Origin of the sequence: Desulfitispora alkaliphila (assembly GCF_050433185.1) — a bacterium.
GTDB lineage: Bacteria > Bacillota > Desulfitisporia > Desulfitisporales > Desulfitisporaceae > Desulfitispora > Desulfitispora alkaliphila.
Genome location: NZ_JBNPXS010000029.1, coordinates 1 through 16,581, shown reverse-complemented (window position 1 = coordinate 16,581; position 16,581 = coordinate 1). Strand labels below are relative to the sequence as shown.

15 protein-coding genes and 1 riboswitch are annotated in these 16,581 nt (G+C 41.1%); of the genes, 13 read left to right on the top strand and 2 right to left on the bottom strand.

The window, feature by feature from the left end; translation table 11 throughout:
- Window positions 1-46 precede the first annotated feature (46 nt).
- Window positions 47-1,387, top strand: a complete 1,341-nt coding sequence (locus GGQ84_RS10745; RefSeq protein ID WP_429162500.1) for a methyl-accepting chemotaxis protein — start codon at window positions 47-49, stop codon at window positions 1,385-1,387.
- Between the two features lie 41 nt (window positions 1,388-1,428).
- On the opposite strand, the gene GGQ84_RS10740 is transcribed toward GGQ84_RS10745, so the two are convergent.
- Complete coding sequence (locus tag GGQ84_RS10740; protein ID WP_429162498.1) at window positions 1,429-1,599, bottom strand: hypothetical protein; 171 nt, start codon at window positions 1,597-1,599, stop codon at window positions 1,429-1,431.
- Window positions 1,600-1,787: 188 nt separating this feature from the next.
- On the bottom strand, window positions 1,788-2,639 hold the full coding sequence (locus GGQ84_RS10735) for a DegV family protein (RefSeq protein ID WP_429162496.1): 852 nt from the start codon (window positions 2,637-2,639) through the stop codon (window positions 1,788-1,790).
- 221 nt (window positions 2,640-2,860) lie between these two features.
- Window positions 2,861-2,962, top strand: a riboswitch (purine riboswitch).
- A 150-nt stretch (window positions 2,963-3,112) separates the two neighbouring features.
- On the opposite strand from GGQ84_RS10735, the gene purK reads away from it, so the two are divergent.
- The 12 genes from purK to GGQ84_RS10675 all read left to right on the top strand — a co-directional run bounded on the left by purK (window position 3,113) and on the right by GGQ84_RS10675 (window position 16,469).
- Window positions 3,113-4,288, top strand: a complete 1,176-nt coding sequence (gene purK / locus GGQ84_RS10730; protein WP_429162494.1) for a 5-(carboxyamino)imidazole ribonucleotide synthase — start codon at window positions 3,113-3,115, stop codon at window positions 4,286-4,288.
- Window position 4,289: 1 nt separating this feature from the next.
- Window positions 4,290-4,820 (top strand): 5-(carboxyamino)imidazole ribonucleotide mutase, encoded by a 531-nt coding sequence (gene purE / locus GGQ84_RS10725; protein WP_429162492.1) that lies wholly within the window; start codon window positions 4,290-4,292, stop codon window positions 4,818-4,820.
- Between the two features lie 13 nt (window positions 4,821-4,833).
- Complete coding sequence (gene purB, locus GGQ84_RS10720; protein WP_429162490.1) at window positions 4,834-6,129, top strand: adenylosuccinate lyase; 1,296 nt, start codon at window positions 4,834-4,836, stop codon at window positions 6,127-6,129.
- Window positions 6,130-6,218: 89 nt separating this feature from the next.
- Complete coding sequence (gene purS, locus GGQ84_RS10715; protein WP_429162488.1) at window positions 6,219-6,467, top strand: phosphoribosylformylglycinamidine synthase subunit PurS; 249 nt, start codon at window positions 6,219-6,221, stop codon at window positions 6,465-6,467.
- Window positions 6,468-6,469: 2 nt separating this feature from the next.
- The gene (purQ, locus tag GGQ84_RS10710) at window positions 6,470-7,183 is read left to right on the top strand and encodes a phosphoribosylformylglycinamidine synthase subunit PurQ (RefSeq protein WP_429162487.1); all 714 of its coding nucleotides are present in this window, start codon (window positions 6,470-6,472) and stop codon (window positions 7,181-7,183) included.
- The gene (purL, locus tag GGQ84_RS10705; protein ID WP_429162485.1) at window positions 7,176-9,386 is read left to right on the top strand and encodes a phosphoribosylformylglycinamidine synthase subunit PurL; all 2,211 of its coding nucleotides are present in this window, start codon (window positions 7,176-7,178) and stop codon (window positions 9,384-9,386) included. Before purQ ends, purL begins: the two co-directional genes overlap by 8 nt.
- Window positions 9,371-10,774 carry an amidophosphoribosyltransferase gene (gene purF, locus GGQ84_RS10700; protein WP_429162483.1) on the top strand — a complete coding sequence of 468 codons (1,404 nt, stop codon included), beginning with the start codon at window positions 9,371-9,373 and terminating at the stop codon, window positions 10,772-10,774. The genes purL and purF overlap by 16 nt, the downstream gene beginning before the upstream one ends.
- The gene (purM, locus tag GGQ84_RS10695; protein ID WP_429162482.1) at window positions 10,764-11,813 is read left to right on the top strand and encodes a phosphoribosylformylglycinamidine cyclo-ligase; all 1,050 of its coding nucleotides are present in this window, start codon (window positions 10,764-10,766) and stop codon (window positions 11,811-11,813) included. The genes purF and purM overlap by 11 nt, the downstream gene beginning before the upstream one ends.
- Window positions 11,810-12,412, top strand: a complete 603-nt coding sequence (gene purN / locus GGQ84_RS10690) for a phosphoribosylglycinamide formyltransferase (protein WP_429162480.1) — start codon at window positions 11,810-11,812, stop codon at window positions 12,410-12,412. The genes purM and purN overlap by 4 nt, the downstream gene beginning before the upstream one ends.
- Window positions 12,405-13,964 (top strand): bifunctional phosphoribosylaminoimidazolecarboxamide formyltransferase/IMP cyclohydrolase, encoded by a 1,560-nt coding sequence (purH, locus tag GGQ84_RS10685; RefSeq protein ID WP_429162479.1) that lies wholly within the window; start codon window positions 12,405-12,407, stop codon window positions 13,962-13,964. The genes purN and purH overlap by 8 nt, the downstream gene beginning before the upstream one ends.
- A gap of 17 nt (window positions 13,965-13,981) precedes the next feature.
- The gene (gene purD, locus GGQ84_RS10680) at window positions 13,982-15,247 is read left to right on the top strand and encodes a phosphoribosylamine--glycine ligase (protein WP_429162542.1); all 1,266 of its coding nucleotides are present in this window, start codon (window positions 13,982-13,984) and stop codon (window positions 15,245-15,247) included.
- A 331-nt stretch (window positions 15,248-15,578) separates the two neighbouring features.
- Entirely contained in the window at window positions 15,579-16,469 is an 891-nt protein-coding gene (locus tag GGQ84_RS10675; protein WP_429162477.1) for a methyl-accepting chemotaxis protein, read from the top strand.
- The last annotated feature ends 112 nt before the right edge of the window (window positions 16,470-16,581 follow it).

Sequence of the window (16,581 nt, the reverse complement as noted above, 5' to 3'; positions counted from 1 at the left end):
TGTAGGTTGCCACTTCAACATATTTTAAAAATTTAGGGGGGAAAGTATGAACAAAGACAAAAAGCATAAAAGATATGTAAAAGAAATAGAAAATAAAATAACAGCACTTGATAAAGTACCCATAAGTATACGGAGTAAAATTTTAATTGGGATAGTGATTGCCCTTTTAATAAGTCCCATGATAGGTGTAAAAATTGAAGATTTGGTGCATCAAACAGGACTGGTGGGAGAAAATATAGCAATATATGTGTCCACAACTATTAATATAGTGGTGGTTACAATAATTATTTCTGTAGCTTTAGAGTTTATTATACTTAGAAAACTCAACCAAGTAATAGAAGAACTGAAACAGGCAGGTGAGGGTGACCTAACTGCGAAAGTTAACATTGAATCTCGAGATGAAATGCAAGTATTAGGAGAGTATTTTAACTTGATGCAGGACAAGCAGATTAACATGATGCAAAGAATGCAGAAAAAATCTGAACAATTGACAGAGTTTGCTCAAGAACTTTCTAAGGCAACAGACAGTGCTTCAGCAGATATGCAAGAGATATACTCCTCTACAGAAGAAATATCTGCTAGCTTAGAAGAAGTATCTGCATCTACAGAAGAAATTACTGCTTCTAGCGAAGAGATGGACACTATAATGGGGAGTTTAGAGGATCAGTCAAACGAAGCCAAGCATCAGTCTAAAGAGATTGAGGTTAGAGCGGTTAAGTTAAAGGAAGAAACGGAGCAGGCTACCCATAAGGCAAATGAAATATATGAAGAAATTCATAAAAAAATGATAAGTGCAATTGAAAAAGCAGAAATTGCTGATGAAATATCCAGCATGGCCAATTCTATTTCTGAAATAGCAGATCAGACAAATTTATTAGCCTTAAACGCTGCTATAGAAGCTGCTAGGGCAGGAGAACATGGAAAAGGTTTTGCCGTAGTAGCAGAAGAAGTGAGGAAGCTGGCAGCAGAGTCTAGTCAAGCAGTTGAAAATATTCAAACATTAACAGGACAAGTACACGATGCAATTGCAACACTGATAGAGGATGCTAATCAACTTTTGGAATTTGTAAACTCAGAAGTCATAGAAGATTACAAGAAATTTATGGATGTGGGTAGTACATATGAAAAAGACGCAAATAGATTTTTTGAAATATCTAGTATAACAGCGGATATGAGTAATAAGGCATTAGTCTCAGTAAAAGAAGTAAGTAAGGCAATGGAAATGGTATCTAGTTCTATAAACCAAAGCTCTCATGGGGCTCAGCAAATTGCTAGTGGGACTGGGAAAACAACAGATTTCATTGAAAAGATTACTAACTCTTCAACAAAACTAGCTAGTATTTCTGAAGAATTAAATGAAATGGCAATGGAATTTAACGTAAAATAATAAGAGCCAGTGGCTATTAATTCAAGCCACTGACTCTATATTTATTTACCTCTAAGTATTTTTAACAATGAAACCTTTGATATATCTACATCAAAGCAGGTAAGTATTCTGTCTGTCTTTGGCTCATAATCTTTCTTTTGTGATTTTCTTTTGTTTGCCAATTCAAATACGTCGAAGTTAAGTTCGTTTTTTTGTAATGCTACATCTTTCATTGAGATTCCCCCTTTAAAATTAGTATAATTTATTTATAAATCATTTAGTACTATTTATTACAAGCTCAATTTAAGAATAACACATAGTGCACTATTTCACAATATGCGGCGCAAATGTCCTATTATTTTAATTTTTTTACCTATTCAACCTAATGAAAAGAGCTTGGCATCAAAGCCAAGCTCACAATCTACTCTTCTGTATAATAGGCTATACCAATTGCCCCGGGACCAACGTGGAGGCCTATAACTGGGCCAATTGATGTAAGACTGATTGTTTTTCCTGTTTTTTCTTTTATAAGCTCAGCAACCTCTCTTCCTTCAGCTTCATTATTGATGTGGTGAACTGTGGCATCTCCTAGACCTTTATTGGATACATCCTCTAAGAAAGCATTTACAATAGTTTCAATAGCTTTTTTCTTTGTGCGGACCTTGGTAAAAACAGATGTTTTCCCATCTACCACAGTAAGGATGGGCTTTATTTGAAGTACTGTACCTACTAAAGCTGCAGCTCCACCTATTCTGCCACCTTTTTTCAGATAGGATAAAGTATCTGGAGTGAAGAGAAATCTACTACGGGAAATGACGTGGTGAGCACTGGCGGCAACTTCTGCGACACTCTCTCCTGCTTTAGCTGCCTTAGCTGCGACTATGGTTGCAAACCCCAACTCCATGCAGTTTGAGCGGGAGTCTACCAGCTCAATTTCTGCTTCTGGATACTTTTCTAGCACTAATTTTTTGGCAGATTGAGCAGTGCTGAAAGTGCCACTCATATCAGCAGAGAGGAATACGCCTACCACGGCGTTTCCGGAGTTTACCTGTTGCTCAAAATGCTTACAGAAGTCATTGAGCGAAGGTTGGGATGAGGTGGGGACATCTGCACTCTGATCCATTTTTTCATAAAAAACATGATTATCTAACTCTTCTTCCAGAAATGTTTCTGTTTCAAAGTTTATGCTAAGTGAAATTACAGTTATAGACAACTTTTCTCTAATTTGTTTTGGTATGTAAGATGTACTGTCTGTTATAACTTTTACAGACATTAACTGTCACCCCCTGTTATGAATTTGTCTCTACTAATTATCCCCTTGCTGCATGTTTAAAGTCAAGGGTGAATTAGTTAAATATAGTAAAAACCAACTTAAAAAGCGAGTTACCATCTAAAGAGCTTATATGTAAAAAAATAACACGAATATTATTTGGTATTAAAGCTGAAATGTTCGCTAATTTATGTTGACAGATATGATATAATTCTGGTAATCTATAAGTGAAAAATAAATAGTACTGTATAATTGTGAGGATATGGCTCACTAGTTTCTACCGGGTGACCGTAAATCGCTCGACTACAGTGAAAGTGCACCTAGGGTTCCGCTGTTGGTTAACAGGTTTGGTCCAAGTGGTGCAGATAAGGTTACATGCCTTGTTACACCGTAGGGATAAAAGCCCAGACGGGTAGGTTTCTCTGTTAAGTAAGACCTACTCGCTGGTGCTTTTTTTTATTAGAGGGAGTGATATTATGTTAGATCGCATTCAAGCTAACCCTCCTCATAAGATTGGTATAATTGGTGGAGGGCAGTTGGGCAAAATGATGACAATTGCTGCGAAACAAATGGGTTTCCATGTTACTATACTGGACCCTGTAGAGGATTGTCCTGCAGCCCAAGTGGCAGACCGGCAGATAGTAGCTAAATATGATGATTGCGTAGCTATAACAGACTTAGTTCAGCACTGCCAAGTGACTACTTATGAATTTGAGCATATAGACAGTGATATACTAATAGAACTGGATGAAAAAGGGTGGGATATTTCCCCAAATCCATCAACATTAAAGGTCATTCAGAACAAATTAAGTCAAAAGGGTTTATTAAAGAAGCAGGGTATTCCTGTACCAGAATTTTTACCTGTCACCACTGGGGGAGATGTGGAAAGGGCTGCAGCAGCCCTAGGATATCCACTCCTGCTAAAAGCTTGTACAGGTGGATATGATGGCAAGGGAAATTATGTGATAAGAACGCAGGAAGATATTAAGGTAGCCATGGAAACACTGAATAACTGTTCCTTAATGGTAGAGGCATTTGTACCCTTTACCCATGAAGTATCGGTAATGGTTGCCCGCAGTGCTTCTGGACAAGTAGCAACGTATCCATTAAGTGAAAATGAGCATGAGGAAAACATCTTAATTCGAGGTATTGTACCTGCGCGAGTTAGTGAGGCTATTGCTACTAAGTCTAGAGAAATAGCAGCTGCAGTAATGGATGTTTTTCAAGGAGTGGGGATCTTTTGTGTGGAAATGTTTGTGACGGAACAAGGTAATGTCTTAGTAAATGAAGTTGCTCCAAGGCCTCACAATTCAGGTCACTACACCATTGAAGCTTGTCGCACATCTCAGTTTGAGCAGCATATTCGCGCTATTACAGATCTTCCCTTAGGGTCTACAAAGCTACTTGCACCTGTAGTAATGATTAACCTGTTGGGTGAGAGTGGGCATAGTGGACCTGCTGTAGTTGCCGGTTGCGGGGAAGCACTGGCAATTCCGGGATGTAAGCTTCACTTTTATGGAAAAAAAGAGACTGTGCCAAAAAGGAAAATGGGACATGCTACCATTACAGCATCTACTCTAGAAGAGGCTTTAGAATATGGAGATAGAGCAAAAAATTATTTTAAAATAATAAGTGGCAACGAGGAGGAGTAATATGACACAGGATAACCCAATCGTTGGAATTATCATGGGAAGTGATTCAGACTTACCAGTTATGAGTAAGGCAGCTAAAGTGTTAGATGAATTTAAAGTACCCTATGAGCTGACCATTGTTTCAGCCCATCGGACGCCAGAGCGATTGTTTGAGTACAGTAAAACCGCAACGGAGCGGGGGATTGAAGTGATTATCGCTGGGGCAGGCGGAGCAGCTCACTTGCCAGGAATGGTTGCTGCAATAACAGAACTTCCAGTTATTGGGGTGCCAGTTCAGTCCAAGGCAATGAGTGGAATAGACTCCCTTTACTCCATAGTGCAAATGCCCCCAGGAGTCCCTGTGGCAACAGTAGCTATTAACGGTGCACAAAACGCTGGGTTATTGGCCTTACAGATCCTCGGATGTGGTAACAAGGAACTAAGAGAGAAGGTAGCCAATTATAAGGAAAGCTTAAAGGATATGGTAGAAGACAAAGCGGATAAGTTGGAGCGTATTAAATATAAAGGTTATCTGGAGCAAATGAAGCAATAAGGAGGCAGCATAGATGATTGAACGGTATACGCTACCAGAGATGAAGAAAATATGGTCTGAAGAAAATAAATATCGACAATGGCTTGAAATAGAAGTTCTCGCCTGCGAAGCTATGGCAGAACAGGGGACCATTCCTAAAGAAGCCGCCAAGGCAATTAGAGAAAAAGCAGATTTTGATGTTGAAAGAATCCAAGAAATTGAAAAGATAACAAGGCATGATGTACTAGCGTTTCTAACGGCTGTAGCAGAAAAGGTGGGAGATGAGTCAAAGTATATCCATATGGGAATGACTTCTTCTGATATTCTTGACACAGCCACTGCTCTTCAACTAAAAGAAGCTTCAAACGTTATTATGAAAAAGCTAAAGCATTTGCGAGAAGTATTAGTAGAGCAAGCCAAAAAATACAAAGATGTAGTTATGATGGGGCGAAGTCATGGAATACACGCTGAGCCTATTACCTTCGGGTTAAAAATGGCTCTTTGGGTTACAGAGATGGACCGAAATATAAACCGCTTTCAGCGGGCTACAGAAACGATATCTGTAGGGGCTATCTCGGGTGCAGTAGGCACTTTTGCCAATATAGATCCATTTATTGAAGAGTACGTTTGTGAGAAGCTTGAGTTAAATCCTGCAGAGGTCTCTACTCAAATCATTCAGCGAGACAGACATGCAGAGTACGTATCCACTATTGCAGTGGTAGGTAGCTCACTAGACAAAATGGCAACAGAAATTAGAAATTTACAGAGAACCGATGTCCTAGAGGTTGAAGAAATGTTCGCTAAAGGGCAAAAGGGCTCATCAGCAATGCCCCATAAGCGAAATCCGATTATCTGTGAAAGGGTAGCTGGGTTAGCTCGAGTACTTCGAGGCAATGCGGTAGCGGCGTTAGAAAACGTGGCTCTGTGGCATGAAAGGGACTTAACTCATTCATCGGTAGAAAGGGTTATCTTGCCTGACAGCACGATTACACTAGACTATATGCTGGCTAAATTTATCGATGTAATGAAAGAACTGCTAGTATACCCAGACCACATGATGAAAAATGTGGATCAAACACTAGGCTTAATTTTCTCCCAAAGGGTATTGTTAAGTCTAGTTGACAAGGGAATGCTGCGAGAGGATGCTTATGCACTAGTTCAACGGAATGCTATGATAGCATGGGAGCAAAAGGTAGACTTTAAGAATATGCTTCTTCAGGATAGTAAAGTTACTGATAAGCTTACTAGAACAGAGCTTGACGAGCTTTTTGATTATGGATATCACACTAAAAACGTTAACTACATCTTCAAAAGAGTAGGTATCGAATAGGGCTTCAAAATGTTAAAAGATAGAGGATTAGAAAACCAATTTATCGAATTAAAGAACAAATATACGAAAAACTAGAGGAGGAAACAACAATGCTTAAGGCAGAAATTAAGGTTACTTTGAGAAAGAGTATTTTAGATCCACAGGGGACTGCATTAAAGAGTGCGTTAAATTCCATGGATTACAATAGTGTTGAGGATGTGCGTATTGGTAAATATTTAGAAGTTAAATTAAACACTGAGGATAGAGCAGAAGCAGAGAAGCAAGTAAAAGAAATGTGTGATAAGTTGCTTTCTAACCCAGTAATTGAAGACTACAGCTTTGAGCTATTGGAGGTTTAAAAATGAAATTTGGAGTAATTGTTTATCCCGGCTCTAGTGGCGATGCGGATTGCTATCATGTTGTGGAAAATGTATTAAAAGAACCAGTAGAGTACATCTGGCACGGTAATAATTCTATAGGTGAGGTGGACTGCATCATTATACCTGGTGGGTTTTCCTATGGAGACTATTTGAGAGCAGGAGCGATTGCTGGCATTTCTCCTATCAATCAAGGAATTATTGAGTTTGCAAAAAAGGGTGGCTTGGTAATCGGAATATGCAATGGATTCCAAGTATTACTAGAGGCAGGCTTATTGCCAGGAGCAATGCTTAGAAATGCCAGCTTAAAATTCCGTTGTCATAACAATAACCTGCGTGTTGAAAACAGCAATACACCTTTTACTAATTTACTAAAGCAAGATCAGATTATTGACTTGTCTATAGCTCACGGCGAGGGCAACTATTACTGTGACCAAGAGACTTATAAGGAACTAGAGGCCAATAATCAGATTGTATTTAGATATAGTGATTTAGATGGTAATGTGTTAGATGAGAGTAACCCTAATGGTTCCATTGGAAACATTGCGGGGATTTGTAACAAGGACAAGAACGTATTAGGTATGATGCCTCATCCAGAGAGAAGTGCAGAAGAGATACTTGGGGGAACAGACGGAGCACTAATTTTTAAATCAATAGTAAAATGGTGGCAAGAAAAGAGAGGTGGCAGCAATGGCTAAACCAGCATGGGAAGAAATGGGATTAATCCAGAGTGAATATGACAAAATAGTAGAGCTCTTGGGAAGAGAGCCTAATTACACGGAAATAGGTCTATTTTCTGTAATGTGGTCTGAGCACTGCAGCTATAAACATTCTAAACCAGTGTTGGGCATGTTCCCAACTACAGGTGAGCAAGTGCTACAAGGACCTGGAGAAAATGCTGGGATTGTAGATATTGGAGATGGACAGGCAGTAGTTTTCAAAATCGAAAGTCACAATAGCCCTACAGCGGTTGAGCCCTATCAGGGAGCGGCTACTGGGGTAGGGGGTATCATTAGAGATGTGTTCACAATGGGAGCGCGACCAATTGGGCTGCTAAACTCTTTGAGGTTTGGGCAACTGGATAATCCAAGAGTAAGATACCTTTTTGATGGAGCGGTAGCAGGTATCAGCGCTTATGGTAACTGCATTGGAGTTCCTACAGTTGGTGGAGAAGTTTACTTTAATAAATGCTACGAAGGAAATCCCCTTGTTAACGCCATGTGTGTAGGTTTAATCAAGCACGATGAAATTGCTCGCGGAGTGGCTTCAGGAGTAGGCAATTCTGTGATGGTTGTAGGTGCTACCACAGGCCGGGATGGAATTCACGGAGCTACTTTTTCCTCAGAAGAGCTGAGCGACGATAGTGAGAAAAAGCGACCAGAAGTTCAGGCGGGAGATCCTTTTATGGAGAAGCTGTTGCTAGAGGCTTGTCTAGAATTGATTAAAAATGATTTAGTAGTGGGAATGCAGGATATGGGAGCGGCAGGATTGACCAGTTCCTCCTGTGAAATGGCTTCAAGAGCGGGTACAGGTTTAGAAATCGATGTTACATTAGTTCCCCAAAGAGAAGAAGGGATGACACCTTATGAGATTTTATTGTCAGAATCCCAAGAGCGAATGCTTCTAATACCTAAAAAGGGCTCTGAGGATAAAGTACAAGAGATCTTCAAAAAATGGGGCTTAAATGCAGTTGTAGTTGGGAAAGTAACTGATGATGGTCTTCTGAGAATTAAAGAGGGAGATAAGGTAGCAGCAGAAGTACCAGCGCTGGCACTTACTGAGGAATGTCCTATCTATCATCCTGAGGCTAAAAAGCCTAGCTATATAGATGAAATGAAAAATGTGGACTTAGAGGCTTATGGAAAAGAAACTGCAGAGACAGGAGACTGCAATGAAATTCTACTAAATCTATTAGCCTCACCCACAATTGCCAGTAAAGAGTGGGTATATAAGCAATATGATTATACGGCTGGAACGAATACAGTAGTTTGCCCCGGTTCTGATGCAGGAGTCTTGAGAATTAAAGGCACTAACAAAGGGATCGCAATGAGTACAGACTGTAACTCAAGATATGTATACCTGAACCCTGAGGTAGGCGGCAAAATAGCTATAGCTGAGGCTGCTAGAAATGTAGTTTGCTCTGGTGCCAAGCCTTTAGCTGTTACAGATTGTCTTAACTTTGGGAATCCAGAGAAACCAGAAATATTCTGGCAATTTAAGAATGCAGTAAAGGGTATGAGTGAGGCGTGTGAGGTTCTTAATACACCTGTAATCGGGGGAAATGTGAGTCTCTACAATGAAAGCGCTAAAGGTGCAATTTACCCAACACCTACAGTAGGTATAGTTGGTTTGATAGAAGATATTGACAAGAGAGTTACATCTGAATTCAAGCAAGAGGGAGATGTGATTGTCCTTTTAGGTGAGACCAAGAAGGAACTTGGGGGCAGTGAATATTTGTCAGTTGTTCACGACCTAGAGGCAGGAAAAACTCCAGAGCTAGATTTAGATGTGGAGAAAGCTCTACAGCAACTTTGCTTAGATGCAATAGGACAAGGTTTAGTTAACTCTGCTCATGACTGTGCAGAGGGAGGTTTAGCAGTAGCTATTGCTGAGAGTTGTATTGATGGCAAAGTGGGTGCTAAAGTGTCAGTGGAAGCTGGAACAAATGATTTAACTCCTATTGAGCTGCTATTTAGTGAGTCCCAATCTAGAATTGTATTATCAGTGAAGCCAGAATCAGTTTCGAAGCTTAAAGAACTTGCTGCAGCTACTAAGATAGCTTTTGCCGAGCTAGGAACAGTAGGTGGAGATGAATTAATAATTGAGCCTGGAAACATTAAGCTGCCAGTAGAAAAAATAGAGAAAACCTGGCGGGAGGCGATTGAATGTCAGCTGAAATAGTAATGCCAAGACCTACAGAAGAGTGTGGAGTTTTCGGCATCTATGGACCCAATGAAGAGGTTGCTCGAGAGACATATTTTGGACTTTATGCGCTTCAACACAGGGGGCAGGAGAGCGCTGGCATTGCCATTAGTAACGGCACAGAAATTGAATTGCACAAGGATATGGGTTTAGTATCTGAGGTATTTGACAACGATGTGATAGATACTTTAAAAGGGGATTTGGCTATCGGTCATGTGCGCTATTCTACTGATAACGCTAATCTTCATGTAAACGCTCAACCCTTAGTTTTTAGATATTACCAAGGCATGTTGGCCTTAGCTCACAATGGAAACTTGACCAATGCCGATAGCCTCAGAAGAACATTGACGGCAACAGGATCTGTGTTTCAAACATCCACAGATTCTGAGGTCATAGTCAATCTGATTGCCAAGTATGGTCAGAGTTCTATTGAAGAGTCATTGATGAAGTGTATGATAGACATTAAAGGAGCGTACGCTCTAGTTGTGATGACAGAAAATAAACTAATTGGTGTGCGAGATCCCTATGGGGTAAGACCACTTTGTATCGGCAAGCTAAATGATGCCTATATAATCTCCTCAGAAACCTGTGCTCTTGACACTATTGGGGCTGACTTTGTCAGGGATGTGGAGCCAGGGGAAATAGTTGTTATAGACGAAACCGGGATAAACTCTCGCAAAGCTATGACAGCACCTCGACAGGCTACTTGTATATTTGAATTTGTATACTTTGCCAGACCAGACAGTGTGATCGATGGAGACGGTGTTCGCAATGCTAGAAGAGCCATGGGGAGGCAGCTGGCTAGAGAAAACCCGGTGGATGCGGATATTGTCATTTCCGTTCCCGACTCGGGCACTGCTCCAGCCATGGGTTATGCAGAGGAAATGGGATTACCTTTTGAAGAGGGTCTAATGAAAAATAGATATATCGGCCGTACCTTTATTCAACCTTCCCAAAAGATGCGCGAGCAGGGTGTGCGATTAAAGTTAAATGCAATTGCATCTATAGTAGAAGGAAAGCGAGTTGTGATGGTAGATGATTCTATTGTCAGGGGTACTACAAGCCGAAAAATAGTAAAGATGCTTAGAGATGTTGGGGTAAAAGAAGTTCATATGATGGTGAGTTCACCGCCAGTACTTTATCCGTGTTATTATGGGATTGATACTTCGCAGCGAGATGAATTAATTGCCGCAGAGCACGATGTGGAGTACATTAGAGACCATATTGGTGCAGACAGTCTCTACTATTTATCTCAAGAGGGGATACTTTCAGCCATGCAGAACCCACCAGAAAAATTCTGCATGGCTTGCTTTAACGGAGACTATGCAATAGACGTGGAAGGCAAAGGTGATACCAATGGCAGATAAAAAACAAGAAAAGCTAACTTATGCCCAAGCAGGTGTAGATATTGAAGCGGGAAATGAAGCAGTAAGCCTAATGAAGTCCCACGTGAAGAGAACTTGGAGACCAGAAGTTTTGACAGAGCTTGGAGGCTTTGGTGGATTATTTGCTCTAGATAAAGACAAGTATGCAGAACCAGTATTAGTATCTGGAACTGATGGTGTTGGCACAAAGCTCAAGGTTGCCATGATGATGGATAAACACGACACTATTGGGATAGACGCTGTAGCCATGTGTGTTAATGATATTCTGGTACAAGGAGCAGAACCTCTCTTTTTCTTAGACTACCTGGCTGTGGGTAAGCTTAAGCCTGAGCAGGTAGCGGATATTGTCAAGGGAATAGCTGATGGGTGTGAGCAATCGGGATGCGCTCTTATCGGTGGTGAGACAGCTGAGATGCCTGGTTTTTACAGTGAAGACGAGTACGATGTTGCAGGATTTACTGTGGGAATAGTGGACAAGGAAAAGATAATCACTGGAGCTAAAATTGAACCTGGACACGTGCTTTTAGGACTTCCTTCTTCGGGAATTCACAGTAACGGATATTCACTAGTTCGAAAAGTTCTTTTAGAGGTAGCTGAGATGAGCTTAGACAGTCAAGTTGAAATGCTGGACAAAACCCTAGGTGAGGAATTGTTGACACCTACTAAAATTTACGTAAAAGCGGTTATGCCTCTCCTAAAAGCAGGCTTGCCTGTAGATGGGATGGCTCATATTACTGGCGGTGGCCTAATAGAGAATATTCCTAGAGTTTTGCCTTTGGGGACAGCAGTAGAAATAGACACTAGTGCAATAGATACACCTAAGATATTTGAGCTGATTCAAGAAAAGGGACAAATAGAGAAAACTGAAATGTATCGCACTTTTAATATGGGGGTTGGGATGGTATTAATTGTACCTCCAGACAGTGAGGAAGCGGTAAGAAATGACCTGGAAAAGCGGGGAGAAAAAGTATACACTCTTGGAAAAGTAGTAGCTGGTGAAGGGGAAGTGAAAATCCGTTGAAACCAATAGAGCTAGTAGTATTGGCATCGGGCAGAGGCACTAATTATGAGGCCATAGCCTTAGCTATAGAAGAAGAGCGATTGTCTGGGCGAATTAAAGCAGTTATTAGTGATAAAGAAAATGCCCCTGTATTGGACAAGGCTAGATCCAAGGGGATTGAAACCATATTTGTTGACCCAAAAGAGAACAACTTCGAGGAGAGACTGATTGCCGCGTGCAAGCAGTTTTCTCCTGATTATATATGTTTGGCGGGGTTTATGAGGATTTTGAGAAAAGGCTTTATCGAGGCTTTTAGAGACCAAATTATTAATATTCATCCCTCCTTATTACCTGCCTTTCCAGGGCTTAAGGCGCAGGAGCAGGCATTTAATTATGGAGTAAAATACAGTGGCTGCACAGTCCACTTTGTGGATGAAGGAATGGATTCGGGACCAATAATAGCTCAAAGTGTTGTTCCTGTTAAAGAGAGAGATGCCTTAAAAGACTTAACTGAGCGAATTTTGCGGGAAGAGCATACTTTATTTCCTCAGGTCCTACAGTTGTTAGCAGAGAAACGGGTAGAACTGAAAGGGAGAAAGGTAGTGATTTTAGATGAGTAAGAAGAGAGCATTAGTTAGTGTTTCTAACAAAGAGGGAGTCGTAGAATTTGCCGAACAATTGGCAGAATTAGATTACGAGATTGTTTCAACCGGAGGAACTGCAAAGACTCTAAGAGACAATGGCGTAACAGTTACATATATTTCAGATGTTACTGATTTTCCTGAGATTTTAGAAGGAAGGGTTAAGACTTTACACCCAAAAGTGCACGGAGGTATATTAGCCAAGCGCAATGAGGAGCACCTAGCTCAGCTTAAAGAAAATGAAATCACCCCAATAGACTTAGTGGCAGTGAACCTATACCCATTTAGAGAAACTATAGCTAAAGAGGGGGTAACCCTAGATGAAGCTATAGAGAATATAGATATCGGTGGGCCTGCAATGGTAAGGGCTTCGGCTAAAAATTATGCAGCGGTTACTATCATTGTAAACCCTACAAACTACCAAACAGTTATCGATGAGCTTAAGGATAAGGGAAATGTTAGTCCTGAAACTAGATTTAATTTAGCTAAAGAGGCTTTTACCCATACAGCTGGATACGACAAAGCTATTGCTGAGTACTTGACCAGTGTATGCGCTGATGGAGAGACATCTTCCTGCAATCAGCAGCCTGAATTTGCAGAGCAGTTGAATTTACAGGGAGTGAAAAAACAGGACCTGCGCTACGGAGAAAATCCTCATCAGAAGGCTGCTTTCTATCAGATGAGTAAGGGTTCCAATGTAGCAAATGCAACCCAACTTCAGGGGAAAGCACTGTCATTTAACAACTTAATGGATGCAAATGCGGCATTAGAGTTAGTGAAAGAATATGATCACCCAGCAGCAGTAGTAATAAAGCACACTAATCCTTGTGGTGCCAGTGAAGCAGATGATTTGACAACTGCCTACAAGCAGGCTTATGAGGCTGATCCAGTATCTTCCTTTGGAGGAATAGTTGCTTGCAATAGACCGGTTACTGAAGCGGTAGCTACAGAAATGAGTAAAATCTTCCTAGAGGTAGTAATAGCACCAGAGTTTACTCCTGAGGCAATTGCCGTACTGGAGAAAAAGGAAAACTTAAGGTTACTGGCCATAGGAAGTTTTGAGCAAGATGAGAAGCAACTAGATGTTAAAGCGGTTGCAGGAGGCATTTTAGTACAGGAAGCGGATAAAGAGATGGTAACTTCCCAAGAGCTAAAAGTGGTTACAGAGACTAAGCCTGACGAGAAGATGTTGAGAGAGCTATTATTTGCTTGGAAAACTGTAAAACACGTTAAATCAAATGCAATAGTTGTTGCTAAAGGTGGAACTACTCTGGGAGTTGGAGCGGGACAGATGAACCGAGTAGGATCAGTTAAAATTTCTCTTGAGCAAGCAGGAGAAAAGGCTCAAGGCGCCATATTAGCATCTGATGCATTCTTCCCCTTTGCAGATTCTGTAGAAGAGGCTGGGAAAGCAGGCATAAAAGCGATTATTCAGCCTGGTGGCTCTAAGCGAGATGAAGAATCCATCGCCAAAGCGAATGAACTGGGAATAATAATGGTATTCACAGGTCAGAGGCATTTTAAACACTAAAATAGGGGGTGTTTGCTATTAAGGTTTTAGTAATAGGGGCAGGTGGCCGAGAGCACGCCTTAGTGTGGAAGCTACAGCAAAGTCCCAAGGTGGAAAAGGTTTTCTGTGCACCGGGCAACGGAGGTATTGCTCAGATTGCTCAATGTGTTGATATTAAGGATACTGATGTGGAAGGCCTATTAGAATTTGCTGTCAATGAGAAAATAGACCTTGCAATAGTTGGGCCCGAGGCGCCCTTAGTTGCAGGGGTAGTAGATAAGTTCCGTGAAAAGGGTTTGAGGGCTTTTGGCCCCTCTCAGCGGGCTGCAGAGATTGAGGGTAGTAAGGCCTTAGCTAAAGATATAATGGAGAAATACCAAATTCCAACAGCAAAGGCAGCCACATTTACTGACGTTGAGAAAGCACTAAATTATGTAGATGAGCTAGGGGTCCCCTGTGTGGTCAAGGCAGATGGATTGGCCGCAGGTAAAGGTGTTGTAGTAGCAGAGGATGTAGAGACGGCAAAAAAGGCAGTTCGAGAAATGATGGAGGACAAGGCTTTTGGCAGTGCCGGTGATAAGGTTGTCATAGAAGAGTTTTTAAGAGGAGAAGAAGTTAGTATTTTGGCCTTTACCGATGGGAAGACAGTTGTCCCAATGGTTTCATCTCAGGACCACAAAAGGGCTTTTGATGGTGATCAGGGGCCTAACACAGGAGGAATGGGAGCTTATTCCCCTGCACCCATCTATACGGAGCAAATAGAGCAGATAGTAATGGAGCAGGTACTAAAGCCCACTATTCAGGGCCTTGCTAAAGAGGGTAGAGATTACACTGGAGTTATTTATGCGGGCCTTATGATTACTGAGGAAGGGCCGAAAGTGCTAGAATTTAATGCTCGCTTTGGAGACCCGGAAACTCAGCCAGTATTGATGAGACTAGAAACAGATTTGGTTGAGATTATTGAGGCAATAGAGCAAGAGAAGCTAGACGAGATCGAGATAAAGTGGTCTAAAGAAGCAGCAGTCTGCGTGGTAGTAGCCTCTGGTGGATATCCAGGGAGTTATGAGAAGGGTAAGCTGATTACGGGATTAGATCAAGTAGATGAGAATGAGGCAATAGTTTTCCACGCTGGTACCAAAGCTGTAGAGGGAAAAATATACACTAACGGTGGGCGCGTATTAGGGATTACAGCTAAAGGTGATACAGTGGCTGAGGCTGTAAAATCTGCTTACAAGGCCATAGATGTGATTAAATTTGAAAAGATGCAATATAGAAAAGATATTGCGCACAGGGCCATTGATTAGTATAATTTTTATACAAGTATTGTAAATAAGAAAACATCTATTAGGATTCAAACTAATAGATGTTTTTATTTTGGGAGAATTAATATGTTATCTATTAAAAGAGCCAATGAAGATGATTTTGAATTAATATGGCCTTTAACATCAAGCCTAATCAAGCCCAGCTAGGCGCTCATGTGTGCAATGCGGGATATGTAGTGGTATCTGACTCTCAAGGAAGGGGTATTGGCAAAGCTCCGTTATGAATAAAATGTTGAAAATTAGAGGATTCTGAAAGGCTCCCTAGAATAATTTTAAATATTGGAGCTAAAAATTATGAGGAGAGATTAGGAGAATGGATAATTATTTAACAAAGTACGTTGATTTGACTGAAGAGCTTACTAATGTAATATCCAGAGAGTCTGGTTTTCCAGTAGTTATATGTATTGACGATGGAAAGATAATTAGTGCTAAAGACAAGTCGCGAATTGGAAATACCCATGCAGGTGCTGCCCGCATTTTAGCAGGTGAAACAGATGAAATATCTATCACTGAGGAAGATGTAGAAGAGTTTGCTAAAAAAGGGCAAGTGCTTAGGGCTGGGCATAGTCAAGTAATTAAAATAGACGGAGAGCGGATAGGTACTATTGGCATAACAGGGGATGTAACAATTACAAGGCCTATTGCCAAGGTTGCTGCTCACAGTATGGCGTACTATATTGCATCCTTTGAAGAGCAGGTTAAACGCAAGAAAATAGCAGGGGAAGTTGCCAAGGAAGTGCAAGCAAGTGTTCATGAACTATCAGCAGCTACTGAGGAGCTATATGCAAGCATGGAAAAACTTACTAGCACTGAAGAGGAGATTAACAATACTGCTCAGCAAACTAAGAATAATCTAAAGGAAACGGATAAGATAATACACTACATGCATAAGATAGCCAAGCAAACTAATATGCTAGGGTTAAATGCATCTATTGAAGCAACTAAGGCTGGGGTGTACGGACAAAGCTTCAGTGTAGTAGCTGATGAAGTGAGAAAATTGGCTGCAGACAGCAGTCAGTACGCAGATAAGATTGCAGAGACTTTAAATAGTTTTAAAGATACTACAGAGGAGATCGCAGCTGCTATTGAAATCAATTCTAAAACTGCCGGTGAGCAAGCAGAGGCTCTTAACCAGCTCAACCAACAAATAGAGGGAATACAAGCTGCCATGGAAAAACTACTTAAGACAAATGAAGACCTGTAGCATATAGCTACAGGTTTTCTTTTATGTGTGCCCGGCACGGGCGGTAACTTGGCGGTGAAAGTCCGCTGTGGGCTTGGTAGTGGGAACCACTAGCCAATGACAAGGGTGTCCA